Source organism: Streptomyces sp. NPDC050433 (genome assembly GCF_044458565.1).
Classification (GTDB): Bacteria; Actinomycetota; Actinomycetes; order Streptomycetales; family Streptomycetaceae; genus Streptomyces.
The window spans coordinates 97,455-121,374 of the sequence record NZ_JBITIB010000016.1; the positions used below are offsets into that span (position 1 = coordinate 97,455).

The 23,920-nt window shown below is 68.1% G+C and carries 24 protein-coding genes and 2 pseudogenes; 18 read left to right on the top strand and 8 right to left on the bottom strand.

Annotated features, from left to right (window positions below):
* The first annotated feature begins 69 nt into the window (after positions 1-69).
* The 10 genes and pseudogenes from ACIBLA_RS20795 (at position 70) to ACIBLA_RS20840 (ending at position 9,068) form a co-directional block, all read left to right on the top strand.
* Positions 70-1,377, top strand: a complete 1,308-nt coding sequence (locus ACIBLA_RS20795) for an aminotransferase class I/II-fold pyridoxal phosphate-dependent enzyme (protein ID WP_399199399.1) — start codon at positions 70-72, stop codon at positions 1,375-1,377.
* Between the two features lie 237 nt (positions 1,378-1,614).
* Positions 1,615-1,908, top strand: coding sequence for a Dabb family protein (locus ACIBLA_RS20800; RefSeq protein ID WP_363243915.1), 294 nt, complete (start codon positions 1,615-1,617; stop codon positions 1,906-1,908).
* A gap of 3 nt (positions 1,909-1,911) precedes the next feature.
* The gene (locus ACIBLA_RS20805) at positions 1,912-2,487 is read left to right on the top strand and encodes a hypothetical protein (protein ID WP_363243916.1); all 576 of its coding nucleotides are present in this window, start codon (positions 1,912-1,914) and stop codon (positions 2,485-2,487) included.
* Positions 2,488-2,717: 230 nt separating this feature from the next.
* A complete protein-coding gene (locus tag ACIBLA_RS20810; RefSeq protein WP_363243917.1) occupies positions 2,718-3,374 on the top strand; it encodes a hydrolase in 657 nt (218 codons plus the stop codon).
* Entirely contained in the window at positions 3,316-4,569 is a 1,254-nt protein-coding gene (locus tag ACIBLA_RS20815) for an amino acid ABC transporter substrate-binding protein (RefSeq protein WP_399199400.1), read from the top strand. The genes ACIBLA_RS20810 and ACIBLA_RS20815 overlap by 59 nt, the downstream gene beginning before the upstream one ends.
* Positions 4,570-4,746: 177 nt before the next feature.
* On the top strand, positions 4,747-5,055 hold the full coding sequence (locus tag ACIBLA_RS20820; RefSeq protein ID WP_363243919.1) for a GNAT family N-acetyltransferase: 309 nt from the start codon (positions 4,747-4,749) through the stop codon (positions 5,053-5,055).
* A gap of 31 nt (positions 5,056-5,086) precedes the next feature.
* Complete coding sequence (locus tag ACIBLA_RS20825) at positions 5,087-5,359, top strand: (4Fe-4S)-binding protein (RefSeq protein WP_363243920.1); 273 nt, start codon at positions 5,087-5,089, stop codon at positions 5,357-5,359.
* A 188-nt stretch (positions 5,360-5,547) separates the two neighbouring features.
* Positions 5,548-6,467, top strand: a pseudogene (locus tag ACIBLA_RS20830) (NADP-dependent oxidoreductase).
* A 171-nt stretch (positions 6,468-6,638) separates the two neighbouring features.
* Positions 6,639-7,478, top strand: a complete 840-nt coding sequence (locus tag ACIBLA_RS20835; RefSeq protein WP_399199401.1) for an alpha/beta fold hydrolase — start codon at positions 6,639-6,641, stop codon at positions 7,476-7,478.
* Positions 7,479-7,835: 357 nt separating this feature from the next.
* Complete coding sequence (locus ACIBLA_RS20840; protein WP_399199402.1) at positions 7,836-9,068, top strand: glutaminase; 1,233 nt, start codon at positions 7,836-7,838, stop codon at positions 9,066-9,068.
* 79 nt (positions 9,069-9,147) lie between these two features.
* On the opposite strand, the gene ACIBLA_RS20845 is transcribed toward ACIBLA_RS20840, so the two are convergent.
* Positions 9,148-10,035, bottom strand: coding sequence for an alpha/beta fold hydrolase (locus ACIBLA_RS20845; protein WP_399199404.1), 888 nt, complete (start codon positions 10,033-10,035; stop codon positions 9,148-9,150).
* 218 nt (positions 10,036-10,253) lie between these two features.
* On the opposite strand from ACIBLA_RS20845, the gene ACIBLA_RS20850 reads away from it, so the two are divergent.
* Positions 10,254-10,898, top strand: a complete 645-nt coding sequence (locus tag ACIBLA_RS20850; protein ID WP_399199405.1) for a LysE family translocator — start codon at positions 10,254-10,256, stop codon at positions 10,896-10,898.
* A gap of 113 nt (positions 10,899-11,011) precedes the next feature.
* Here the strand turns inward: ACIBLA_RS20850 and ACIBLA_RS20855 are convergent, their stop codons facing one another.
* Positions 11,012-11,941 (bottom strand): AraC family transcriptional regulator, encoded by a 930-nt coding sequence (locus ACIBLA_RS20855; protein ID WP_363243925.1) that lies wholly within the window; start codon positions 11,939-11,941, stop codon positions 11,012-11,014.
* Positions 11,942-12,084: 143 nt separating this feature from the next.
* On the opposite strand from ACIBLA_RS20855, the gene ACIBLA_RS20860 reads away from it, so the two are divergent.
* Complete coding sequence (locus ACIBLA_RS20860) at positions 12,085-12,837, top strand: SDR family oxidoreductase (protein WP_363243926.1); 753 nt, start codon at positions 12,085-12,087, stop codon at positions 12,835-12,837.
* Positions 12,838-13,342: 505 nt separating this feature from the next.
* On the opposite strand, the gene ACIBLA_RS20865 is transcribed toward ACIBLA_RS20860, so the two are convergent.
* The 4 genes from ACIBLA_RS20865 to ACIBLA_RS20880 all read right to left on the bottom strand — a co-directional run bounded on the left by ACIBLA_RS20865 (position 13,343) and on the right by ACIBLA_RS20880 (position 17,775).
* Positions 13,343-13,735, bottom strand: coding sequence for an ester cyclase (locus tag ACIBLA_RS20865; protein ID WP_363243927.1), 393 nt, complete (start codon positions 13,733-13,735; stop codon positions 13,343-13,345).
* A gap of 215 nt (positions 13,736-13,950) precedes the next feature.
* Positions 13,951-15,831: a BTAD domain-containing putative transcriptional regulator gene (locus ACIBLA_RS20870; RefSeq protein ID WP_363243928.1), complete on the bottom strand. Its 1,881-nt coding sequence runs from the start codon at positions 15,829-15,831 to the stop codon at positions 13,951-13,953.
* Between the two features lie 306 nt (positions 15,832-16,137).
* The gene (locus ACIBLA_RS20875) at positions 16,138-16,857 is read right to left on the bottom strand and encodes an ABC transporter permease (RefSeq protein ID WP_363243929.1); all 720 of its coding nucleotides are present in this window, start codon (positions 16,855-16,857) and stop codon (positions 16,138-16,140) included.
* Between the two features lie 36 nt (positions 16,858-16,893).
* Entirely contained in the window at positions 16,894-17,775 is an 882-nt protein-coding gene (locus tag ACIBLA_RS20880) for an ABC transporter ATP-binding protein (RefSeq protein WP_399199407.1), read from the bottom strand.
* 134 nt (positions 17,776-17,909) lie between these two features.
* Between ACIBLA_RS20880 and ACIBLA_RS20885 the strand changes: the two genes are divergently transcribed.
* The gene (locus ACIBLA_RS20885; RefSeq protein WP_363243931.1) at positions 17,910-19,037 is read left to right on the top strand and encodes a histidine kinase; all 1,128 of its coding nucleotides are present in this window, start codon (positions 17,910-17,912) and stop codon (positions 19,035-19,037) included.
* Positions 19,034-19,636: a response regulator transcription factor gene (locus ACIBLA_RS20890; RefSeq protein WP_363243932.1), complete on the top strand. Its 603-nt coding sequence runs from the start codon at positions 19,034-19,036 to the stop codon at positions 19,634-19,636. Before ACIBLA_RS20885 ends, ACIBLA_RS20890 begins: the two co-directional genes overlap by 4 nt.
* A 42-nt stretch (positions 19,637-19,678) precedes the next feature.
* Here the strand turns inward: ACIBLA_RS20890 and ACIBLA_RS20895 are convergent, their stop codons facing one another.
* Positions 19,679-20,596, bottom strand: coding sequence for an NmrA/HSCARG family protein (locus ACIBLA_RS20895; RefSeq protein WP_399199408.1), 918 nt, complete (start codon positions 20,594-20,596; stop codon positions 19,679-19,681).
* Between the two features lie 210 nt (positions 20,597-20,806).
* Here ACIBLA_RS20895 and ACIBLA_RS20900 point away from each other — a divergent pair, with 210 nt between their 5' ends.
* From ACIBLA_RS20900 to ACIBLA_RS20910, 3 genes and pseudogenes are all read left to right on the top strand, one after another.
* Positions 20,807-21,169: a MerR family transcriptional regulator gene (locus tag ACIBLA_RS20900; protein WP_363243934.1), complete on the top strand. Its 363-nt coding sequence runs from the start codon at positions 20,807-20,809 to the stop codon at positions 21,167-21,169.
* Between the two features lie 124 nt (positions 21,170-21,293).
* Positions 21,294-22,117, top strand: a pseudogene (locus tag ACIBLA_RS20905) (aldo/keto reductase).
* Between the two features lie 34 nt (positions 22,118-22,151).
* Complete coding sequence (locus ACIBLA_RS20910) at positions 22,152-22,328, top strand: hypothetical protein (RefSeq protein ID WP_363243935.1); 177 nt, start codon at positions 22,152-22,154, stop codon at positions 22,326-22,328.
* Between the two features lie 120 nt (positions 22,329-22,448).
* Here the strand turns inward: ACIBLA_RS20910 and ACIBLA_RS20915 are convergent, their stop codons facing one another.
* Entirely contained in the window at positions 22,449-22,856 is a 408-nt protein-coding gene (locus ACIBLA_RS20915) for a MarR family transcriptional regulator (RefSeq protein ID WP_363243936.1), read from the bottom strand.
* 133 nt (positions 22,857-22,989) lie between these two features.
* Here ACIBLA_RS20915 and ACIBLA_RS20920 point away from each other — a divergent pair, with 133 nt between their 5' ends.
* On the top strand, positions 22,990-23,913 hold the full coding sequence (locus tag ACIBLA_RS20920) for an alpha/beta hydrolase (protein ID WP_363243937.1): 924 nt from the start codon (positions 22,990-22,992) through the stop codon (positions 23,911-23,913).
* The last annotated feature ends 7 nt before the right edge of the window (positions 23,914-23,920 follow it).

The window sequence follows — 23,920 nt, forward strand, 5'->3', positions numbered from 1 at the left end:
CGCTTTTGCTGAGACGTTCCGGTGTGCACCATCCCGACCGTCGAATCCGCAGAGATGGAGAATTGAAAAGTGGTCGAATTATCCTTCGCGCAACTGCATCCCTCGCTGGACGATCCCGTCCTGCTTTCCATGAATCTGCTGAACGACATCGCCTCGGACCACCCGCAGGCGGTGTCCTTCGCCGCCGGCCGGCCCTACGAGGAGTTCTTCCGGGTCGAGCAGCTCTCCGGCTACCTGGACACCTTCGTCACACACCTCACCGAGGTGGTGGGGCTGACGGACGAGGAGGCCCGAAGAACCCTGTTCCAGTACGGGCGGACGAAGGGCATCATCCACGACCTGGTCGCCCGCTACCTTGAGATCGACGAGGGCATCACCGTCGACCCCGACGCGGTGGTGGTGACCGTCGGCAGCCAGGAGGCGATGTTCCTGACGCTGCGGTCCCTGCGCGCCGCCCCGCAGGACGTCGTCCTCGCCGTCGAGCCCACCTACTTCGGACTGACCGGCGCCGCGCGCCTGCTGGACATGCCCGTGCTGGGCGTCGGGGACGGAGACGGTGGGCTCGACCTCGCCGACCTCAAGCGTCAGGTGGCGGCGGCCCGCGCCCGCGGACAACGGCCGCGCGCCCTCTACCTCGTGCCCGACTTCGCCAACCCCACCGGGGTGAGCCTGGACCTGGCCACCCGGACCGCCCTGCTCGACCTGGCGGCCGATCTCGATCTGCTGATCATCGAGGACAACCCCTACGGCCTCTTCCAGGCTGACCCCGCCACCCGGCCGCCGACACTCAAGGCGCTCGACACACGGCACCAGGTCGTGCACGTCGGCTCCTTCGCCAAGACCGGCCTGCCCGGCGCCCGCGTCGGCTTCGTCGTGGCCGACCAGCCCGTCATCAGGGACGGCCGCCCGGTGGGCACGCTCGCGGACCAGCTGTCGCTGATCAAGAGCAACGTCACTCTCAACACCTCACCCGTCGCCCAGGCCGTCATCGGCGGCAAGCTTCTGCGCCACGGGTGCAGCATGCTCGCCGCGAACAAGCGTGAGATCGAGGTTTACCGCGCCAACCTGCGGCACGTGCTGGCCGGCCTCGCCGCGCGCTTCGCCGCCGGCGGCCCGGTGACGTGGAACACCCCGGCCGGCGGGTTCTTCGTCGTCCTGACGGTGCCGTTCGCCGTGGACGACCGTTCGCTGCGCAGATCGGCGCGCGACCACGGGGTCATCTGGACCCCCATGCACCATTTCCACACCGGCATGGCCTCCTCACACCAGATTCGGCTGTCCTTCAGCCTGCTTGACGACGCGTCGATCGACGAGGGACTCGACCGGCTGACCGCCTTCGTGACGGCCGAGGCCCAGGCGCCCGCTCATTCCGCCTGATCGCCGGCTTTTCTCCCGCCCCCCGGTCCGGCCGGAAAGCTGCCATCGCAAGCAGCCGTCCATATGCACAAGAGATCGTGTCCGACGCCTGACGTGACAGAGGGTGTCGGCCGGTCCGAAATCCGCCCTCCGTCTCTGTGCGGAAAACACGCTGCTCTGTCGACGACATCCCCGTCGGCCTGCCCGCGTGCCGTCGCACGGGTGATTTGGTGACCATTCGGCCCGTAAAGGATGCCAATGATCAGACACATTGTGCTGTTCAAGTTCAAGCCAGGCTTCGACTGGCAGGATCCCGCGGCCCTCGCGGCCGAGCGGTCCTCGCGGCTCGTCGGCGAGCGGGTGCCCGGCCTCCTGCACTGGCAGGTGGGCCGCAACACCGCCGACCGTCCGATCGCCTACGACTTCGCCGCGATCGGCCTGCTGCCCGACCAGGACGCCTTGCGCAGCTACCAGGACCACCCCTTCCACCAGGAATCCGCGGCGCTGTGGCGCGCCGTCAGCACCTGGGTTGTCGCCGACATCGAGGAGTAACGCATGACCGTCGAGCTGGGCTGGATCGACATCCGGCCCGCACCGGCCGGGCCCCCGGCCATCGGAACGCTGGGCCCCGAGGGCACGAGCAGCGAGCAGGCCGCCTCTCTGCTGCGGACCCGCTTACCCGACGGGCCGCCGATCGTGCTGAGGGCGACCTACGAACAGGCCTTGGAGGACCTGAAGGCCGGCACCGTCAGCCATGTGGTCGTCGCCAACGCCTACCGGGACATCCACCACTTCTACATGGCCGACGACATCGCACTGGCCGGCGTCTTCGTCATGGACACCCCGCTGTACGGCATCGCCCGGCGCGCCGACGGCGGTCCGCTGCCCAACCGCCCAAGCGTGGTGACGCACCCCTCGCCGCGACCGTTGGTCGACCAACTACTTCCCTCCCTCTACCAGTTGCCCGAAGTGGCCACCGCGGACTCCACCAGCCAGGCGGCCCAGGCCGTGGCCGAGCGCCGCTACGACCTCGCGCTCACCACCGAACCGGCCGCCACACGGCACGGACTGCGTTTCATCTCCCGGCTGCGCCCGATCCGCATGGTCTGGTCGGTCTTCGTCCGCACCTGAGCCCGCACCCGACCGCCCCACACCTTCTTCCAAATCGCCGGATCCGCCGTCAGATCGCCCTCCACTGGAGCTAGTTGACGCGTCAAGGGTCGGCACCTAATGTGGGTGACGCGTCAACCAAGTGGTTTGGGGTCGCCGGCCGGTCAGCCCGTAGTCGGCTCACCGTAGGCATCGAGATTTCGGTGCGCTGCCTGAGGCCCGTGGACGCGAACCTCCAGCAAGGGAATCCCATGAGCACTGAGAACAAGGCCGGACTCAACGCGCTGCTGACGCCCGAGGAAAGCGTTGTCGTACTGATCGACCACCAGGCGTTCCAGGTCGCCAACCTGCACAGCCACGAACCGACGATGGTCATCAACAACGCCGTCGGGCTCGCCAAGGCCGCCAAGGCGTTCGACGTCCCGACCATTCTGACGACCGTTCTGGAGGAGCGCGGTGGCTTTCTTCTCCAGGGTCTGCAGGATGTGTTCCCGGAGCAGAAGCCGATCAACAGGACCTGGGTCAACACCTGGCAGGACGAGCGCGTCGTGGATGCCGTCAAGGCGACAGGACGCAAGAAGCTGATCATCGCCGGCCTCTGGACGGAGGTCTGTGTGGCCATGCCGGCGATACAGGCGGCGGGCGAGGGCTTCGACGTCTTCGTCGTCACCGACGCGTCGGGCGGTGCCTCGAAGGAGGCCCACGACATGGCGGTGCGGCGCATGATCCAGGCGGGCGTGACCCCGATCACCTGGCTTGCCGTGATGTCCGAGTGGCAGCGCGACTATGCCCGTGAGAAGACCGTACCGGGCCTCGTCGAGGTCATGTTGCAGCACGCCGGTGCCAGCGGTGTGGCCTACGCCTGGGAGACGCAGCTCCTGGCCACGCCCACCGGGAGCGAGGGCTGACATCGCGACCACGCAGGCTCCCATCCGTATCGGGTACTGCCTGTCGCTGACCGGTTCCCTCGCGGACAACAGCCGGTCGGCCCGTCTCGCCCATGAGATCTGGCGCGAGGACATCAACGCTCGCGGTGGACTGCTCGGCCGTCCTGTCGAGTTCGTCCGCTACGACGACCAAGGGAACGCCGACCTTGTTCCCGGGATCTACGAGCGGCTGATCGACGAGGACGAGGTGGATCTCGTCATCGGTGGTTACGGCACCAACACTCTGCTGCCGGCCATGCCGTTGATAGTGGGGCGGGAGCGCTTCTTCGTCGGGCTCATGGGCCTCGGCGTCAACAACGTGCTCGTCTATCCGAACTACTTCGCCATGATTCCCACCGGGCCGGACCCGAATGCCGCACTCACCGAAGGGTTCTTCGCTCTCGCCGCGGAGCAGAATCCCCGGCCGGAAACCGTGGCGCTCGTGTCCGCCGACGCCGAGTTCTCGCGAAATCCCATTCTTGGCGCCAAGGCCAATGCCGAGAAGTACGGGATCAAGGTCGTCCACGAGGTCACGTATCCGCTGTCGACCGAGGATTTCACACCGCTCATCGACGCCGTCGCGGAAAGTGGCAGTGAGCTGTTGTTCCTGTGTTCGTACCTGGCCGACTCGGTCGGTCTGGTGCGAACCATCCGGTCGCACCACTACCGGCCGAAGATGGTCGGCGGTGCCATGATCGGTCCGCAGAACACAGCGGTGAGGACGAAGCTCGGCCCGTCGCTCAACGGTTTCGTGAACTACGAGTACTGGGCGCCGGTGCCCAAAATGATGTTCCCGGGCGTTCGGGAGCTGCTGAACACCTACCAGGAACGGGCCGGCGAAGCCGGTGTCGACCTCCTGGGGCACTACATGGTGCCCCTCGCCTACGCCCAGATGCAGGTGGTCGCCCAGGCCGTCGAAGTGACCGGCGGTTTCGACGACGCGAGCCTCTCGGCGTACACACGGGAGAACACCTTCCCGACCGTCATGGGCGATGTCAGGTTCGGGGTCAAGGGTGAGTGGTCGGAGCCGCGCGTCCTGCAAGTCCAGTTCCAGGGAATTACCGGCCATGAGCTCGGTCAATTCCAGAACGGGTCGAGGCAGATCGTCGTGGCACCGCCGGAGTCGTCCTCCGGAGAGCTCATCTTCCCCTACGCGGAGGCTCTCACCGACGAGTGACGGAGGGCAACCGCGGTGCTACGACAACGGGTCGCCGGATATTCCGGCGACCCGTTGTCGATTGACCCAGGCCTTGAGGGTGCCGGATGCGGCAGGCGCAAGTTGATGCGTCAACCGGATTGGGTTAGTGTGCAACGAGACTCACGCGGAGGACTGCGGAGGACTGAGGGAGGACACATGGCAGTGGAAGTGAGCGACGCTCCCGGAGCCAAGCGGTACGAGGCCCGGGTCGACGGAAAGGCCGAGGTCGCCGGCATCGCGGAGTACATCCGCACCACGCAACTGGTCGCGTTCGTACACACCGAGGTCTCGCCGGAGTACGAGGGCAGGGGAGTCGGGTCGGCGCTGGCCCGCACCGCCCTCGACGAGGCGCGGGCCGCGAACCTGCGGGTGCTGGCCACCTGCCCGTTCTTCGCGGGGTGGATCGCCCGGCACCCCGAGTACCAGGACCTGCTGTACCAGTCCCGCAGCAAAGTCAGCGACTGAACGGCCAGACATGGCAACGACGGAGGCCGGCATGAGCGGCGGAACCGAGAAGAAGGCGTACAAGGGCCAGTCGATCACTGTGACCTTCGAGGCCGGGCGGTGCTTGCACGCCGCCGAATGCGTCCACGGCCTGCCGGAGGTCTTCGACCCGGGCGAGCGTCCGTGGATCCGGCCCGACGGTGCCGAGGCCGAGCGCGTGGCCGAAGTGGTGCGTCGCTGTCCCTCGGGTGCACTGCAGTACGAACTCATGGACGGCGGGGCGGAGCCCCCGAACCGGTCCGCGCAGATCACGCGCAACAGCTGATCGCACATGGCGAGTTGAGCGCGGGCACACCAGAACGGCCGCGGGCCGAGACCAGGGCCCTCCTGTGCGGGTGCGGACAGAGCCGTCTTCAGCCGTACTGCGACCACGCTGGGCCCTGCGGTCGGACAGCGCCGGGCTGACTCGCACTCTCGCACGTGAATGCCCCAGAGGAGCCAGGAGTCGAGCAAATGTCCCTCACAGTGCAGTTCTCCGAGTACGGCACCACCGACGTGCTGCGGGTCATCGATGTTCCGCCGCCCACCGCGGGCCCTGGCCAGGTACGGCTCACGGTGCGGGCCGCAGGTGTCAACCCGATCGACTGGAAGATCCTGCGCGGGTACATGAGCCAGGTGATGCCCCTCGACCTCCCCGGTGGTCTCGGGTCCGACGTGGCCGGTGTGGTCGACCAAGTGGGGGAAGGCGTGACCGCCTTCAGCGTGGGGGACGAGGTGCTGGGAGCCTCCATCACTCCGTCCTACGCCCAGTTCGCCCTGGCCGACCCGGCCGCGCTGGTCGCCAAGCCGGCCTCTGTCCCGTGGGAGGTGGCCGGAACCCTGGCCGGCTCGGGCATCACCGCCTGGGAGGTGCTGAACAAGCTCAAGATCGCCGAGGGTGAGACGCTCCTGGTCCACGCCGCAGCCGGTGGTGTCGGCACGTTCGCCGTGCAGCTCGCCGTCGACCGGGGCGTGCGCGTCATCGGCACCGCGAGCGAGAGCAACCACGAGCTGCTCCGCTCCCTCGGCGTGAAGCCGGTCACCTACGGCAAGGGACTGGCCGAGCGCGTACGGGGCATCTCCCCCAGGGAGTCGACGCGGTCCTCGACGCCTCCGGCCGCGGTGAGATCCCGGACTCCATCGAACTCGCGGGCGGCCCGGCGCGTGTCCTCTCCCTCGCGGCCTTCGACGCGGCCGGGAGCGGTATCCAGATCCACATGAGCGAGCCCGGAGCGGGCGGGTCCCAAGCGCTCAGGGACATCCTCGCCCTCATCGAGGGGGGTCGGCTGCGGGTGCCGATCCAGCGGACGTACCCCCTCGGCGAGGTGGCGACCGCACTGGAGGTCAGCCAGTCGGGGCACCTGGGCGGCAAGCTCGTACTGCTCCCCGCGTAAGGGTGCGACCTCCCGCGAACAACGACAGCGTCTTGCCGATCATGGTCGAGCCGGATGAGCGTGCCGGCGAGATGCGCACGAGCTGATGCCGCTGTCCAAGAGCAAGCGTGGAACACAGGGGATTTGATCCTCCGGGCCTCGACGCCCACAGCGACTAGAAAGGGCAAGTAAATGGGGTACATCACCGTAGGCGATGAAAACAGCACGCCGGTCGAGCTCTACTACGAGGATCAGGGCGAAGGCCGGCCCGTCGTCCTGATCCACGGATATCCACTGAACGGTCACAGCTGGGAGCGCCAGACGCGAGATCTCCTGGCCGCCGGATACCGCGTCATCACCTACGACCGCCGGGGCTTCGGCAAGTCGTCAAAGGTGAACTCCGGGTACGACTACGACACCTTCGCCGCAGACCTGAACACCGTGCTGGAGACGCTCGACCTTCGCGACGCCGTCCTGGTGGGCTTCTCGATGGGTACGGGCGAACTCGCCCGTTACGTCTCACAATTCGGACATGAAAGGGTCGCCAAGCTCGCGTTCCTGGCCTCGCTGGAGCCTTTCCTCGTCGCCCGGGACGACAACCCCGAGGGTGTGCCGCAGAAGGTCTTCGACGGAATCGAGGCAGCGGCGAAAGATGATCGGTACGCCTGGTACACGCAGTTCTTCTCGGACTTCTACGATCTTGAGGAGAACCTTGGCAGTCGGATCAGCCAGGAGGCCGTCACCGCGAGCTGGAACGTGGCGATATCGAGTGCACCCGTGGCGGCCTACGCGGTTGTTTCCGCTTGGATCGAAGACTTCCGCACCGACGTCGAAGCCGTCCGCGACAGCGGCAAGCCGACTCTGATCCTGCACGGCACAGCCGACAAGATCCTGCCCATCGACGCTACCGCCCGCCGCTTTCGACGGGAATTGCCCGAGGCGCAGTACGTGGAGATCGAGGGCGCCCCGCACGGGTTGCTCTGGACACACGCGGATGAGGTCAATTCAGCCCTGCTCTCCTTCCTCGGCTAGATCCGAGAGCATGCGTCATCGGCCGTTGGCCACGGGGTGCGGTCCGTTACTCGCGGCGCACCCCGGAGCGGTGTTGGCGGCGTGAACGGCTGCCCCCGCCTCCAATGGGAGCGGGGGCAGCCGGCGGGAACATACGCCTGACTTGAGTGTTCCACTCGGTAGCCGGATCTCCCGGCATCGAGAGGCAGGAACGTCGTGACCGACACGCCGCGCGCCGAGCGTCACGACGCCCGACACGGGACTGCCTCAGTTGACATCTGATCTGTACCGGCCTGAGGTCGGTCCGTAACCGCAAAAGCGCGCACCGATGCCACCGGCCGCGACGCCTCTCCCGCTTGCGACACAAGGACCTGCCTCATGAAGACTCCCGTGCCCGACTACCTGGACGAAGTGCTCGACAGCCTGCGTGGCGACACCAGCGGCGCCAACGCCGACTACATCCCCGAGCTCGCCGAAGCCGATCCGGAACGTCTCGGTATCGCGCTGACCACGACACTCGGTCGCACTTACGCCGCCGGCGACGCCGACACGGAGTTCTCCATCCAGTCGATCTCCAAGCCGTTCGCCTACGCGGCCGCCATCATCGATCGCGGCCTCGACCGCGTCCTGGATGTCGTCGGGGTCGAGCCATCGGGCGAGGCATTCAACGAGCTCTCCCTCGAAGGGGGGACCCACCGGCCCAAGAATCCCATGATCAACGCCGGAGCCATCACCGTGCATTCGCTCCTGGTCGGCGCGGAGGCCAGTGAGGACGAGCGCGTCGACCGTGCCCTGGCGTTCTTTTCCCGCCTCGCGGGCCGGGACCTGCGGGTCGACGAGCGTGTGTGCGCTTCAGAGCTGGGCTCCGCGCACCGCAACCTTGCCCTCGCCTACATGCTGCGCACCTACGGCATTCTCGACGGGGACGTGCCGTCCGTCGTCGCGGGATATACGCGCCAGTGCTCGATCCTGGTCACCGTCCGGGACCTCTCCGTGATGGCCGCGACGCTCGCCACCGGAGGTGTCCAACCCGTCACCGGTGAACGGGTCATGGACCCCGCCATCGCCCGGCAGGTCATGGCCGTGATGGCCGCGGCCGGGATGTACGACGCGGCGGGCGACTGGCTCACCCGCGTCAGCATCCCCGCCAAGAGCGGCGTCGCCGGGGGCATCGTCGGCGTCCTGCCCGACCGGGTGGGCATCGGAACCTTCTCCCCGCGCCTGGACTCCTACGGCAACAGCCAGAGAGGGCGCCGCGCCTTCGAGCGGCTCTCCCAGGACATGGGGATGCACCTGTTCTCCTCCGATCAGGGGCGGCTCGACGCCGTCGACGTGAGCGAGTCACCGGGCACGGTCACCTTCGCGCTGCGGGGCAACGTCCAACTCACGGCCGCTTCGGAGCTCTTGGACCTGATGGCCGACTCGGACGGTGTGGCCGACGTGGTTCTGGACGTCACCAGGGTCCATTCCTTCTCCGATCTCGGCCGTCGCATGTCGCTCGAAGGGCTGCGCCGACTGCGGCTGGACGGACGCAAGGTCGCCGTCCGGGACCCCTCGGGCGTGCTGCCGGACCCTGACCTGGGAGACGGCAGTTACCCCGATGCCTTCTGACCGGCCCCATCCCCCTGGATCCTCAAGGAGAAGCGTCCGATACCGATGGCTTCAGCTGCCGCCGCACCAGAAGAGTCAGTCAGGACGTGGCGCGGTCGGCGACGCGCCCTCGCAGAACCTCGAGTTTCTCTCCCAGACTGCCGATCGCTATGGAGAGGTGTCCCTGCTCGGGTTCCAGATGAGCCTCAGCCGTGGGCAGGTGCTCGGCCAGCCACTGGCCGTGCGTGACCGGGACCATCTGGTCCACGGTGCCGTGCCACAGCTCGATCGGCGCGACGACAACACCGAAGTCAAAACCCCACGGGCTGGTGAGCGCGGCCAGGTCCGCGACCCAACCCTCGTCCCCTCGGGACAGACCATGGTCCATGTTGGCCGCGTTGTCCGCACCGTACTCGGCGGTCAGCACCGCCAGGTCCACGGAGGGAAGCAAGGAGGCCATCTCGGTCCCGACATCCGCCGGCGTGTTGCCCCGGACCGCCGAAGCCATCTGCCCCACGAGCTCGCGCATCGCCGATTCGCCGTGTCCGACCGTCCCGAACTGCGCGACGTTCTGCGCGCCCATGCCCTCGACGTAGTCGAGGCCGTCGGCGTCGAACGGCGCGAACGAGGAGACGAGCAGCACGCCCTCAACGTTCTCAGGAGCCACGGCTGCCCCGGCCAGCGCATGTGGTCCGCCGGCGGACCACCCGACAACGAAGTAGCGCTCGACGCCAAGGTGGGTGAGAAGGAAGGCACAGTCAGTGGCCGTATCGGCAACAGTCCGGCCGGTGGCGGGACTTGACGCGCCGTATCCCGCCCTTGAGTACGTGACCACCCGGAACCCGCGCGCTGTCATCGAACCCAGGACCGTGTCCATCGGGACGGCCGAGCCGGGCATGCCGTGGTGGAACAGGGCGACCGGTCCTGTGCTCGGTCCTTGCACTTCATACTCGAGATCGCGCCCGTCGGGCAGCCGCAACAGTGGCACTGGAGTCTCCGTCAACTTCTAGATCGAATAGAGCGCGGGCCTGGTCGCAACGGCCGCTGTGATCGGGGGACATGTGCCCAGCCGACCGTGCGGGACACGCGCGACATGGGAAGGAACCATCCTCCCGTCTTGATCATTCCCCCTCGCGGAAACAGCTCGCGTCGAAGAACGAGCGCGGTCATCGTTCCCGTCTTGACCATGTCTGAGGAGATCGTTTCATGGCGATTGATTGGCCGGCTTTCCTGCTGGCGTCCCTGACCATCTCGGTGATCCCGGGAGCCAACCAGTTGCTGGGCCTACGGAACGCGTACCGGCAGGGGCCCCGTATAGCGCTCCTCGCCGTAGGCGGCAGGCTGGCCGCGTTCGCCGTGATGATAGTGCTGGTCAGCGCCGGCCTTGGCACGCTGCTTCTGCAGTCCGAACGGTTGTTTACCTTCATCAAGTGGACCGGGGTGGTCTACCTGCTGTATCTCGGGGTGGGGATCCTGCGGTCGTCGCGGCGCGTGGCACCAGGAGCCGCCGACGACGCGACGACGCACGCGGACTCACGGGCACGCGGCGTGTGGGCGCTGAGCCGTGAGGAGTTCGTCGTGGCCGGCACCAATCCCAAGGCCGTGCTGCTGTTCGCGGCGCTGCTGCCCCAGTTCGTGTCCGGTCCGGGACCGCTCACCGCAGGTCTCCTGACGGTCGGCGTGGCCTACCTGGCGGTGGAGTTCGCCGTCGCGGTCGGTTACGCGGTGGTGGGTGCGCGACTACGGCGTGCCTTCGTGTCGGCACGAGTCGACCGCGTCATCCAGCGCACGACCGGTGTGTGCCTGATCGGGTTCGCCGCGTACTTCGCGACCAGCCGACAGCCCGCCTGACACTGATCCCCGTGCGCTCCTGAGCCCCCCAACCCCTGGGCGCGGGCCGGCGTCCGGGGCCGGTTCCGGGCGGCGCCGGCGTGAGCGGCGCGGCTGAGCACAGGACGCCTCCTTCAGCTTCCGTTCGCGGCCGAGCGCGGTGGCTGCCGTGCCTGGTTCCGGAACTGTGCGGGCGATGATCCGACCACACGGCGGAACGCGGTGCTGAACGCGCTCTCGGACAGGTAGCCCGTGGCCCGTGCGAGCTCGGAGATCGACAGAGTGTCGCGGGCGAGGGCGTCGCGCGCGAGGCCCATGCGCCATTGGATCAGGTACTCCAACGGCGGGACCCCGACGTGGCTCTTGAAGGCCTGGGCGAACGCGGAACGCGACATGTGGCTGATCTCGGCGAGCTCCTTGAGGCTCCAGGAGTGGGCCACGTCCGTGTGCACGGCACGCAGGGCGGCACCGATGCCGTCCTCGTTCAGGGCGCCCAGCCAGCCGGTGGGCCGGTCGGTCTGACCGGCGTGAGCACGCAGCATGTGCACGAGCAGGATCTGTGCGAGGTGGTTCTGCACCAGCGGGCCGCCGGCGGCGGCGACCCCGACCTCCGTGGCCAGGAGATCGATCAGCTGCGCGAGCCGCGTGCCATGAGGATCTGCCACGCGGACGATCACGAGCGGCGGCAGAAGACTGGTCAGGAGGGCCGCGTTCCTCTCGTCGAACGCGATGTGCCCGACGCAGAGGTAGAGGTCCTCCTCGGACTCCGGGCCGATCCGCACGGTCCCGTCTTCGGCACCCGCCCACACCGGCTTCGCAGGGCGCGGGCTCGCGTCGAGCGTGCTGGCCAGCACGTAAGGCGGCGGGTTGCCCAGCATGAAGGTGTCACCCTCCCGCAGGAGCACCGGCTCGTGCCCTTCGAGGATCAACCAGCACGTGCCGCGCACGAGGCCCCCGATTCGCACGTGCAGGAACGTGTCGAAGCGCAGAGCCCACTCTCCCGCGGCCCGGAGATTGGGCCCGATCACCGTGCGGGGCCGGAGCAGGCCGATCGCGTCAGCCACTGGATCCCGAAATCCGAGCACCGACGACACCTCCTGGACGATACGTAAAGAATGCCGGACTTTACATCATGGATAGTATCCCCGATCTCCCGCAGTATCGAAGTCGAACGGATCGGCATCAAGAGAGTGATGGAGACACCCACATGGGACAGCTGGAAGGCAAGACGTCGGTGGTCACCGGGGGCAGCACCGGTATCGGTCTGGCCACCGCCGTACGGCTGGCGGACGAGGGCGCGTACGTGTTCGTCACCGGCCGACGCGAGTCCGAGCTGGAGGCCGCCGTCAAGACCATCGGAGCGGACCGGGCCACGGCGGTCGTCGGCGACATCTCGAAGCCGGAGGACCTGGACCGGCTGTACGAGGCCGTCCGGGCGCGAGGCAGGGGTTTGGACGTGCTCGTGGCGAACGCGGCGATCGGTGCGTTCGTGACGCTCGAACAGACCACCGAGGAGCACTTCGACCAGACCTTCGCGGTCAACGTCCGAGGCACATTGTTCACCGTGAAGAAGGCGTTGCCGCTGCTCAACGACGGAGCCTCGGTCGTCCTGGTCGGTTCGACGGCCGGCGACCGTGGAGTAGAGGCGTTCGGTGCGTACGCGGCGTCGAAGGCGGCCGTCCGGTCGTTCGCGCGGACGTGGTCCAACGAGCTCAAGGACCGCGGCATCCGGGTCAACGTGATCTCGCCGGCATGGATCGAGACTCCCGGAGGCACCGCCGCTTTCGGCGACGAGGAAACCGCTCGGGCCGTCAAGGAGAACGTCGCCGCGACCGTGGCCAAGGGCCGCATGGGTCAGCCCGAGGAGGCCGCCGCGGTCGTGGCCTTCCTGGCCTCGGAACAGAGCAGCTACGTCGTCGGCTCGAACATCTACGTCGACGGTGGCACGAACCAGATCTGAGCAGGCACCACACGGTGGGTGGCATCTGAAGCGTTCCACGTTCCATGCCGCGACTACCAGGAGCGTGCGGTGAACCGCCCGTCGCCTCGCCCACCGCCCTTGCCTGGACGGGGCCGTCGGCGGCCTTCGCCGCGGCCCTGTCCTGCTCGGCCTGGACCCCTTCAGCTGCTTGGCCAACTCCTCGGCCAGCGTGTCCAGTTCACTCCGGCGAGCCATGATCCGCTCGTCGTGCGCAAGCACATGCGTGCCCACCTGCACGCCGCGGGGATCAACCGGCCAGGCCTGACGCCCTACAGCCCGCGCCACTTGGTCATCACCCTCGCCCTGGAAGTCGGCGTCCCCGAGCGCGACGTCGGCGTCGGCCTACCGGGGGGGCACCTCACAGACGACCGCCGCGCCGGCGGCGAAGACCACCAATACCTGGCCTTCGACACCGGCCGTTCGCGGCGATGGCGTAGCCGGGCGCCCGCATGCGTCGGGCTCTGCGTGGCTGAGCCCGACTGGGTCAGCCCGCGAGTTGCTTCTTCAGGGCCTCGGCGTCGTGGACGGCCGACATCTGCACGAACTTCCCGTCGCGGATCCGGTAGATGGCGAACTCGTCGATCTCGATCGGAGCACCCGTGGGAGCCACCCCGAGCCATTCCTTGGTCGGGGTGCCGTGGTTGACGGAGTGGCAGGCCAGAGTTTCACCGTTGATCGCCACCTCCTTGATCTCCCAGTGGAAGTCGGGAACCGCGTCGGTGATGCTCTTGAGCGCCGCGACGACGTCCGCGCGAGTGGCCGGCTCGCCGTGCGAGAGGATGGACTCGTTGACGAACTCGTCCATGCGGTCGAACTCATGAGCGTTGAGCGCCTCGCAGTAGCGGTCGTAGAACTCACGCATGTTGAAGTCGGACATGACTGCCTTTCTCGCCCGGTGTCCGGGCTGTACTCGTGTGCTCATCACTTGCGACACCCGTCGCGGGTCTCGCTGCGGCGGCCGTTGCCGACGGGTGCAACTGCTCCGTCGCAGATGAAATTCCAACCGGTCCAGTCTCCCGAGTCAGGCCCTCAAGAGCCGCACGCTCCTGGTCCGACAACACCAGCTGCCCGGTCCCGCTCCTGCGGTGTCTCCTAGGCGACGACGCGCTCAACGGCGTAGATGCGCAGCAGGTCGTGCAGGGTGTAGCGCCCCGGCGCGCGTGCGGTGAGCAGGTGGGCGCCGGTGAGCTCCACGAGCAGGCGTTGCGTCTTCGCCGAGGAGAGCCCGGCGAGGGCCGCCGCGGCGGGCGCGGAGAGGTCGGGGCCGGAGTGCAGTCCCAGTAGGCTGAACAGCCGGGCGGCCGGTGCGGACAGGGCTTCGTAGGACAACGAGAACACGGCGCGTATATCCGTGGTGAGGTCGTACCCGGTGAACGCGTCCAGGCTGCCCTGGTTGTCGCGCAGTTCCTGGGCGATGGCGTCGAGCTTGAACGCCGGGTAGGTGGCCGCCCGGGCGGCGATGATCGCGAGGGCGAGCGGCAGCCGGGCGCAGCGCGTGATCAGCTCGTCCGCCGCCCGGGGCTCCGCCGCCAGCCGTGCGGCGCCGATGCGGCGCGCGAGGAAGTCGTGCGCCTCGGCGGGCGTCAGCGGGTTGAGCGTCAGCGGGTGTGCCCCGTCATTGGCGACCAGGCCCGTCAGCTGGCTGCGGCTGGTGACGATGACCAGGCAGCCGGAGGAGCCCGGCAGCAGAGGGCGGATCTGCTCGGCGTTGCGGGCGTTGTCGAGGAGGATCAGCATCCGGCGCCCGGCGAGCAGGCTGCGGTACAGCGCCGCTTGTGCGTCGAGGGAGGCGGGAATGCTCTGCGCGGGTACGCCGAGCGCGTCGAGGAAGATGCGGATGGCCTCCGCCGGTGGCATGGCTGAGCTGGTCGGATGGAGGCCGCGCAGGTTGATGTACAGCTGACCGTCGGGGAAGCGGTGGGCGATCCGGTGCGCCCAGTGCACGGCCAGGGTGGTCTTGCCGATGCCCGCCATGCCGCCGATCGCGCTGATCAGCAGTGTGGTCGGCTGCTCTCCGTCGTCGGGCAGCAAGCCCTTGAGCTGCACCAGTTCGGCTTCCCGGCCGGTAAAGGTGGCCAGGTCGGCGGGCAGCTGCGCGGGGCGGGCCGCTTGCCTCGTTGCCGGGGATGCGATCGGGTCTGTGCCCTCCCCCCGGGGCTCCTGGGACTCTGCGGACGCTGAGGCGGACAGGTCGAGCGCCGCGTCGGCCGCCAGGATGCGGTTGTGCAGCTCCCGCAGGGCCGCGCCGGGCTCTATGCCCAGCTCGGCCACCAGGGTGCTGCGCGTCTTGCGGTACGCCGCCAGCGCCTCGGCCTGCCGCCCCGACCGGTACAGCGCCAGCATCAACAGCCGGCACAGCTGTTCGCGCAACGGGTGCTCGCCGGCCAGCGCGGTCAGCTCGGCGATCACCTCGCTGTGGCGCCCGAGCTGGACATCGATGTCCAGCCGGGTCTCCAGCGCGACCAGCCGCACCTCGGTCAGCCGGGAGCGCTCGGCCTCGGCCAGCGGGCCGGGCAGTCCGGCCAGCGGCGCCCCCTCCCACCCGTCGAGCGCGGCGTGCAGCAGCTCCGCGGCGGCCGGCACCTCGCCCGTGGCGCGCAGCTTCTTCGCCTCGGCGACACGCTGCTCGAACACACCCAGGTCCAGGGCGCGTCCCGGGACACGGGCCAGGTATCCGTCCGCCGCCGAGACCACCACCTGCGGGGACTCACCGGCGTCGCGTCCGGGTTCGAGCACCTTGCGCAGCCGGGACGCATAGGTGCGCAGCACGGACAGGGCTGCGGACGGCGGCTCCGCGCCCCATATGGCGTCGATGAGTTCGGCGACGGTGACGGGGCGCCCGCGCCGCAGCAGCAGCGCTGCCAGCACCACTCGCTGCTGCGGCGAGCCCAAGTCCAGCTCACGTTCGCCGTGCCACGCCCTGACCGGTCCCAGCACAGCGAAGCGCAGGGAATCCTCCTGCTCCGCGTTCATGGACGTGGTCCGCACAGCCGAGATCACCGGTGGCGTGCCGGCCGCCAGGCGATCTGAGACGGGCGGTTTGTCATACCGCTGGACACATGTGGTCTTCATGGTGATCAGTTCTTCCGGATTCGTCTCGGGATGAACGCTGTCACTAAAGAGGTGAAGGCCGGCCGGAGAGGCGGCAGGTGGCGCTGCCGGTTCTGGCGACCGTGAGCGGCATGTGATTCACGGGGGTCGGGACGGCCTTGGTGGTGGAGCCCCCGCAGGTGACGGTCTCGTCGCCGGGCGCCGCGGGTCGGCGGCGCCCGGCGAGGCTCATCGGCGTGGTTCCCAGCGGAAGAGGCGGGAGGCCAGCCCGACGGCGACGACGACCCAGCCCAGTGTGGGGACCAGCAGGATCACCGAGTCCGCGACAGGTACGCCGCCGTCCCAGGCATTGACCACCAGTTCGGTCGCGGCGCCGCCAGGAAGCAGCCGCTTGAGCAGGGCGAGGTCCTCAGTGCCGGTGAGGCCCACCCAGCTGGCGACCGCGATCACCGACAGGCTGACGGGTAGCGTCGTCACCTGAGCGTGCTCCGGCGAGTTCGTGAGCCCCGCGGTGGCGAGTGCCAGGCCCACCATCATGGCCAGCGTGGCCAGGACGGCGGCCGCGAGGAGCGGGATCTGGGACGGTTCGGTGGCGACCGCGCCCAGCACGGTCAGGATCGCGACCGTTTGGACCAGCGCGATGACAGTGACCGGCACCAGCAGCCCGGTGAGGATGTCGACGTCGCCCGCGGCGGTGGAGCGCAGCCGTTTGAGGAAGAGGTTCTGCCGACGCGAGGCCAGCGTGGTCACGGCCGTGGTGTAGAGCCCGAAGGCCATCACGGTGAACATCACGATCGCCGCGATGTAGCCGAGGCCGGCCATCTCCTCGAAGATCTCGTACTGGTAGACGAAGTACGCGCTGATGGCGACCGGCACGATAAGACCGGTGACCAGAACGAGCCGGTTCCGGAAGATCTGGATCAGCTCACTGCGAGCGATCGCGTACATGGGGTTGGGTCCCTTCGGGGCAGAGCGTTGGTGGGTTCAGCCGCCGGTGATGGCGCGGAAGACATCGTCGAGGCGGGTCGGACCGGACTCCAGTTCCCGGAAGTCCACCCCGGCGTCGTGAGCCCAGCCCAGGAGGCGGTAGAGGTCCTCCTGCAGTCTGAAGGTCTCCACCCGGAAGGCCCCGTCCACCTGCACAGTTCCCATTGGCGGCTTCGGAGCACCGGCCGGGAGAGCGAAGGTGATCACGGACGGCAGGGTGTGCGTCAGTTCGACGACGGTCCCCTCACGGTGGAAGGTGCCCTGGTGCATGAGCCCGATGCGATCGGCCCTTTGCTGCGCCTCCTCCAGGTAGTGAGTGGTGAGCACGACCGTGGATCCCTCGTCGCGCAGTCTGTCCACGGCGGCCCAGAGCGCGTCGCGGGACTGGATGTCCAGGCCGGTCGTCGGCTCGTCCAAGATGACCAGCTCGGGCCCGCCGTACACGGCGGTGGCGAAGTCCAGACGGCGTTTCTCGCCGCCGGAGAGTTGCGACACCTTGGTGCCCGCCTTGTGGGTCAGACCCACGATGCCCAGGACGCGGCCGACGTCGTCGTGCCGCCGGGTCAGCGTGCCGATCAGCCGGACCGACTCCTTCACCGTGAGATCCGGGGAGAAGCCGCTCTCCTGGAGCATGATGCCCATCCGCGTGCGCACGGCAGCGCGGTCGCGGGGGCTTTGCCCCAAGACGCGGACGGTGCCCGACTCGGCCGGGCGGTGTCCCTCGATGACCTCGAGGGTCGAGGTCTTGCCTGCGCCGTTGGTGCCGAGCAGCGCGTAGAACTCACCACGCCCTACCTGGAACGACAGGTCCTTCACGGCATGGAAATCGCCGTAACGGACGTTGAGGTTCGCGACCTCGATGACTGCTGTAGTGGACATGCCTCGATTCCACCGACCGCGACGCGCTCCCGGTAGTGGCTTCGCATCACGTCCGCGCTATGACAATCCTGGCAGCCATGTATGACGCAGTGTCACTGGTCTACCGGAAGCTCCGCACGGATACTGGCTGGACCATGTCTGAAATTACCGAGGCGACAACACAGGGACGGCTGCGACGGCTCAACCTGATCACGCTGCTCCCGGTGGTCGCTGTCGGTGGGGTGTTCCTGGTAGCGCTGGACGCCGATTCCTGGTTGGACGCTCTGGTCCTGGGCCTGGGTGTGGTCGCGGCACTGGTGGCCTTCGTATTCTGGGCGGCAGGCACTCTGGTCCGGGTCGCCGTGCCGTGCCTGGTCCTCACCGCGGGCGTCTGGATCTTCGGTGTCCTGGAGGCCGGGAGTGGGAAGGCGATATTCGGCCTGTCCATCGTGGGCCCGTTGGTCGTGCCGCGGCTGCGCCGCCATCGTGGCGCAGCCGCCGTCACCCTGGTCGCCTACGTCGCCCTCGTGGGCGCGGCACGGTTCCTGATGACGGATGACGACCCGCGTCAGGTGCTGATCACGTATGTCATCTTCCCCGCGGGCCTCACCGCCATCGTGACGGGGCTGATGTTCCCCAACAAGCAGTTCTACGACGTCGTCCACGACTTGGAGGAGTCGCGTCGGCATGAGGCGGAGCTGGCCGTGGTGCGTGAGCGTATTCGGTTCGCCAGCGACCTGCACGACATCCAGGGTCACACCCTGCATGTCGTGAAGCTCAAAGTCGCCCTTGCACAGAAGCTGGTGCACCGCGACCCCGGCCGGGCGGAGCAGGAGCTGCACGAGATCCACTCGCTCGTCAGCGACACCATCGCGCAGACCAAGGAGCTCGTCTACGCACAGCGTCGACTCAACCTCCCCGCTGAACTGGAGAACGCCAAGAATCTGTTCGAGGCCGCCGGCATCGAGGTACACATCCGCCGCGACGCGGACGTGGACAGTCGCGCGGGCGAGCTGCTCGGCCAGGTCCTGCGCGAGACAACGACCAACATCCTGCGGCACGCCGAGGCCCGGGAAGTCCGGATCACTTTGTCCGAGTCAGGCATCACCATCGTGAACGACGGCGTACCGGACGAGCCGCTCCCGGAACTCAGCGGTCTCGCCGTTCTCGAACAACGCGTGGCCGACAACGGGGGAAAGCTCACGGTGGACCAGAAGAACGGGCATTTCCTGACCTTCGCCAACTTCCCGTCGCCCGGTCCCGAGGCACAGGAGGCCCGATGACCACCATCGTTATCGCCGACGACGAGGCACTCTTGCGCAAGGCGCTCGCGGCGCTGCTGCCGCTTGAGGGCGACATCACTGTGCGCGCCGAAGCCGAGGACGGCGAGGACGCCGTCCGTACCACCCTGCGGTACCAGCCCGACGTGCTCGTCCTCGACCTGGAGATGCCCGGCGTCGACGGGCTCAGCGCCGTCTCGGCGATCCGCAGCGTCCTGCCGGACCAGGTGATCCTCATGCTGACCAGGCACGCCCGGCCCGGGGTACTGCGCCGGGCACTGAAGCTCGGTGTCCAGGGATTCGTCAGCAAGTCCGCCGAACCGGCGCACATCGCGTCCGTCATCGCGACCCTGCACGAGGGTCGGCGGTGGATCGACCCGGACGTCTCCGCGCTCGCCCTCATCGACGACTGCCCCCTCACCGACCGCGAGATCGACGTCCTGCGCGCCACGGCCGACGGCTACTCCGCCGTCGACATCGCCGGCCAGCTCCACCTCGCCGAGGGCACCGTCCGCAACTACCTGTCCAATGCGATGCGGAAGACCCAGACCCAGACCCGGCACGAAGCGGCGCGGTACGCCCGCGAACACGACTGGCTGTGACCACACCCGACGGGTGACCCGGAGTGGGGGCGGAAGCCTCGTTCAGCGCGGAGCGATGCCCGTGTCCGTGGAACGGAGCGCCTCGTCGAGGAGGCCCGCACCGGGGCCCGCCAGCCAGCGGTCGAAGCCCAACAGGAAGGGGAACTCCGTGCGCAACGCGTCGAGGTTCGCGTTTCCCGCCAGCCTGCCGTCGTCGACGAGTGCTTCCAACTTGCTGAGGACCTCGTCCTGTGCCGGCAGCGTCGTCGGCAGACGGCTGTAGCTGATCGGCCGGCCGGCGGCCCGGGTCAGATGCTCGGCCAGGGCGTTGCCGGTGAGAGCGTCACCGGCGATCTCCATGGTGCGGCCGGTGTAGCTTTCGGGTGAGCCGAAGACCGCGGCGACGATGCGGCCGATGTCGTGTACCGCGATGAACTGCATGGCCTGGTCGGGGCGCATCAGGAAGGACAGGTGTCCCCGGTCGAGGCCCATTTCGGGGGTCACCAGGAGCTCCATGAACGTGGCCGGCCGAATGATGGTGCCGGCGATGCCCAGATTCCGGACACGGGCCTCGATACGGCTCTTGGTGTCGAGATGGTCGACGCCCGTTGTCGAGCCCGCGGTGATCGCCGAGCTGTAGACGAGGTGGGCGACGCCGCAGCGCTCGGCGATGTCGGCCACCGCCGTGCCGAAGCGGACCTCGTCCTCGTTGGTCACGTCGGCGCCGGCCTGGCCGGAGTTCGGCTGGACGCTGAAGACACCGTGGGCGCCGGCGAAGGCCACGCGGAGCGAATCCGGATCGCCGAGGTCACCGCGGACGGTTTCGACGCCGGAGGCGGAGAGGGACCGGGCCCGGTGGCCGGACGGATCCCGCACGACCGCGCGCACCCCCCAGCCGTCGGCCCGCAGCGCAGCGGCGACCGATCCTCCCTGCTGCCCCGTGGCGCCGAGGACGACGACGGTTTTGTTGATGTCGGTCATGCCGACCACACCGCACTCCCGGCGATCACGGACATGTTCCTGATGAACATCGCTGATTCTTCCTGAGGCCCTGAGAAGTGAGCCGGAGATGTGCTGGTCACAGGCGTGCTCCAGAGTCCGTAAGGGATGGTTCGTACCGGTGCCGTTACGCTAAAACCTGACGCCAACGTCAGGTGCAAGCGAGACGTCGAGTCGGGTCGGGGGGCCGGGATGCGGATCGGAGAGGTCGCCGCGAAGGCGGGCGTCAGCGTCAGGGCGCTGCGCTACTACGAGCAGCAGGACTTGCTCCACTCCACCCGGAATCCGGGTGGCCAGCGCCAGTATCCGGCCGGCGCCGTCGAACGGGTCAGGCTGATCCAGCGGCTCTACTCCGTGGGCCTGCCCAGCAGAACCATCCGCGAGGTGCTGCCGTTCGCCGACTCCGGTGAAGTGTCACCGGAACTGCTGGAACTGCTCGCGGCCGAACGCGACCGCCTCGACCGGCAGATGACGGACCTGCGGGACGTGCGCGACCGGCTGCACGACTGCATCACGGAGGCGCGCAATCATGACGGAACAGGAAGTCCTTCCTGAAGCAGGGGCGGCGGCCGTGGCGTTCCCTCGCCCGCCCCTCAACTGCCGCTCCGGGGTAGGCGCGCAGGACCAGCCGGCACGGCAAGCGCGGAACATCAGGCGCGGAGCGCGCGTTGGTCTCGGCATGACTGAACTCCGCGTCCTCGGCTCGTCCGACCTCCTCGTTTCCCCCCTCTGCCTGGGTGGCAACGTCTTCGGCTGGACCGCCGACAAAGCACAGTCGTTCGCGGTGCTCGACGCCTACCTCGCCGGAGGGGGCAACTTCATCGATACCTCCGACTCATACATGAACTACTTTCCCGAACAGGGCAACGAGCCGGGCCAGTCCGAGACCATCATCGGCGACTGGCTCGCCACCCGTCGCAACCGCGACGACGTGGCCGTCGCAACCAAGGTCGGTGACCACCCGAAGTACATGGGCCTCGCGCCCGCCACTATCAAGGCCGCCGCCGAGGAGTCCCTGCGGCGACTGCGTACCGACCACATCGACCTCTACTACACCCATTACGACCGGGACGCGTCCATCCCCGTAGACGAGATCATCGCCGCGCTCGACGACCTCGTGAAGTCCGGCAAAGTGCGCGCCATCGCGACCTCCAACATCAGTCCCGAACGGCTTTCCGCATCACTGGCCTTCTCCGATCGTGAGGGTCTGGCGCGCGTTACGTGGCGCTGCAGCCGGCGTACGTGCGCAACCTTCCCGGACTCGCTGGTGGCTACGCGGACACCGATCGCGGCGTGAAGGTGCTCGATGCGTTGGAGCAGGTCGCGACGGCGCGAGGCGTGGAGATGGCCACGGTGGCACTGGCCTGGCTCGCGCAGCAGCCGACTGTGACCGCACCGATCGCATCGGCACGCACCGTCGATCAGCTGCCGGCGCTGTTCGCTGCGCACGACCTGCACCTGTCGGACGCCGAGTTGCAGACCCTGACGGCAGCCTCTTCCTGACCGGAGCCAGTGGGAACGGAGAGCCAGGCGCCGGTTGCGGCATTGGTCCGGGCCGGACTCACGCACCTCGGCGGGCGGGGCGAGCCTGCCGATGCCGATGGCGAAGTCCCGGCACAAGCAGCCGGAGAACGCCCGCAGGTACCTTCATCCCTCGGCGGAGGCGATCGCCGAAGTCACCGGCCTGCTCGCCCCCGGCGACAGCAGACACTGAGATCAGCCGCGGACGACCGCGCCGTCCCGCATGATCGTCAGCTGGTGCGGACTGTTCAGGGTCGGCGACCCGCTTTCGCGGCTCTCTCCTCCGGCAGGCCCGCCAGCTCTTCTACGTCGTTCACGCCTCGCTCCGCCCCTCGGGTTCGAGGAGCGTCAGCAGGATGCGCCGCAGCTCGTCGCGGTCGTGTTGATCGAGCCTGCCCATGATGTCGGAGAATCCCGCAGCGAGGGCGTCAAGAGCCTGGCCCAGAACATGGCGGCCGTGCTGGGTGGTCGCCAGGCGGTGGCGGCGCAGGTCCTCTTCGTCGATCTCCCGCCGCACCAGCCCCTTGCTGACCAGGCTCCGCAGGTAGATCGTCACGCTCGCCCTCGGGATCATCAGCTTGGTCGCCAAGACCGCGGGATACCGGCAAGTGTCCACCTCGTCGAGGACGAAGAACTCTTTCGTCTCCAGCCCCAGCTCGTCGAAGGTACCGACGCAGGAGTTCATCACCACCGTCAGCAGGCGCTGGTTCAGCTTCCACATCTGCGCCGCGTCGTCCGAAGGAATCGCGCACCCCGTTCCAAAGTGATACAGTCTCGTATTAGTTCGATAGTGAACTAGTGAGGTCAGTGGATTGGCTGCCTCCTGTACAGGATATGGGAAAGGTTCTCAGCTCATGCCGCGTCAGCACATCTCCATCCCACGAGGCCCCTTCGAGCTCGCCGCCGATCTGTATCTGCCGGAGGGCTTCGATGCCGCGCAGCCGCACGCGGCGGTCGTCCTCTCCACGCCCGGCAGCAGCGTCAAGGAGCAGATCGGCGCGAACTACGCCGCCCGGCTCGCGGACGGCGGCCTGGTCGCGCTTGTGTTCGACCCCGCCCACCAGGGGCAGAGCGGTGGTGAGCCGAGGGACCTGGAGGACCCGTACCGTCGTGGTGAGGACATCTCCTACGCCATCGACGCGCTCACCCTTGTCCCCGGCGTCGACCCCGACCGCATCGGCGTCCTCGGCATCTGCGCCGGCGGCGGCTATGCCGTGCATACGGCCCGCACCGATCACCGCATCAAGGCCGTGGGCACTGTCGTAGGCGGCAACATAGGCGCATCGTTCCGCGGCTTCACCCCGAACGGTCCTGCCGCCGCACTGGACGAACTGGCGAAAGCGCGCACGCAGGAGATCCTCAACGGGCAGGTGAAGCGCGACAACTGGCTGCCCGACACCCTTGAGGATGCTGCGGCGATCGGCCTCACCGACATCGACAGCACCCAGGCGATCACCTACTACCGCACCCCACGTGGGCACAGCGAGCACTCCACCAATCGCCGGCTCTCCCGCAGCGACTCCCTCATCCTCGGCTACGACGCGTTCGCGCATGTGGAGGAACTGCTCACGCAGCCGCTCACTGTCATCCTGGCGGGCCGTAAGGGCAACACCGGCTCCTACGAGGCGGGCATGCAGCTGTGGGAGAAGGCGCCGAACCCCGTCGACCTGTACGTCGTCGAAGGCGCCGGGCACTACGAGATGTACGACGTACCCGACTACGTCGACCAGGCGATCGCACGACTCGTGCCCTTCTACCACGAGCACCTGCCCGCGTGACCCCAGC

Bases quoted from the DNA above. Each gene is read 5' to 3' on its own strand.
- ACIBLA_RS20870 (WP_363243928.1), bottom strand. From the start codon at position 15,831: ATGAACGCGGAGCAGGAGGATTCCCTGCGCTTCGCTGTGCTGGGACCG.
- ACIBLA_RS20800 (WP_363243915.1), top strand. From the start codon at position 1,615: ATGATCAGACACATTGTGCTGTTCAAGTTCAAGCCAGGCTTCGACTGG.
- ACIBLA_RS20895 (WP_399199408.1), bottom strand. From the start codon at position 20,596: ATGACCGACATCAACAAAACCGTCGTCGTCCTCGGCGCCACGGGGCAG.
- ACIBLA_RS20900 (WP_363243934.1), top strand. From the start codon at position 20,807: ATGCGGATCGGAGAGGTCGCCGCGAAGGCGGGCGTCAGCGTCAGGGCG.
- ACIBLA_RS20820 (WP_363243919.1), top strand. From the start codon at position 4,747: ATGGCAGTGGAAGTGAGCGACGCTCCCGGAGCCAAGCGGTACGAGGCC.
- ACIBLA_RS20860 (WP_363243926.1), top strand. From the start codon at position 12,085: ATGGGACAGCTGGAAGGCAAGACGTCGGTGGTCACCGGGGGCAGCACC.
- ACIBLA_RS20890 (WP_363243932.1), top strand. From the start codon at position 19,034: ATGACCACCATCGTTATCGCCGACGACGAGGCACTCTTGCGCAAGGCG.
- ACIBLA_RS20805 (WP_363243916.1), top strand. From the start codon at position 1,912: ATGACCGTCGAGCTGGGCTGGATCGACATCCGGCCCGCACCGGCCGGG.
- ACIBLA_RS20865 (WP_363243927.1), bottom strand. From the start codon at position 13,735: ATGTCCGACTTCAACATGCGTGAGTTCTACGACCGCTACTGCGAGGCG.
- ACIBLA_RS20810 (WP_363243917.1), top strand. From the start codon at position 2,718: ATGAGCACTGAGAACAAGGCCGGACTCAACGCGCTGCTGACGCCCGAG.
- ACIBLA_RS20880 (WP_399199407.1), bottom strand. From the start codon at position 17,775: ATGTCCACTACAGCAGTCATCGAGGTCGCGAACCTCAACGTCCGTTAC.
- ACIBLA_RS20825 (WP_363243920.1), top strand. From the start codon at position 5,087: ATGAGCGGCGGAACCGAGAAGAAGGCGTACAAGGGCCAGTCGATCACT.
- ACIBLA_RS20840 (WP_399199402.1), top strand. From the start codon at position 7,836: ATGAAGACTCCCGTGCCCGACTACCTGGACGAAGTGCTCGACAGCCTG.
- ACIBLA_RS20920 (WP_363243937.1), top strand. From the start codon at position 22,990: ATGCCGCGTCAGCACATCTCCATCCCACGAGGCCCCTTCGAGCTCGCC.
- ACIBLA_RS20915 (WP_363243936.1), bottom strand. From the start codon at position 22,856: ATGTGGAAGCTGAACCAGCGCCTGCTGACGGTGGTGATGAACTCCTGC.
- ACIBLA_RS20885 (WP_363243931.1), top strand. From the start codon at position 17,910: ATGTCTGAAATTACCGAGGCGACAACACAGGGACGGCTGCGACGGCTC.
- ACIBLA_RS20850 (WP_399199405.1), top strand. From the start codon at position 10,254: ATGGCGATTGATTGGCCGGCTTTCCTGCTGGCGTCCCTGACCATCTCG.
- ACIBLA_RS20875 (WP_363243929.1), bottom strand. From the start codon at position 16,857: ATGTACGCGATCGCTCGCAGTGAGCTGATCCAGATCTTCCGGAACCGG.
- ACIBLA_RS20835 (WP_399199401.1), top strand. From the start codon at position 6,639: ATGGGGTACATCACCGTAGGCGATGAAAACAGCACGCCGGTCGAGCTC.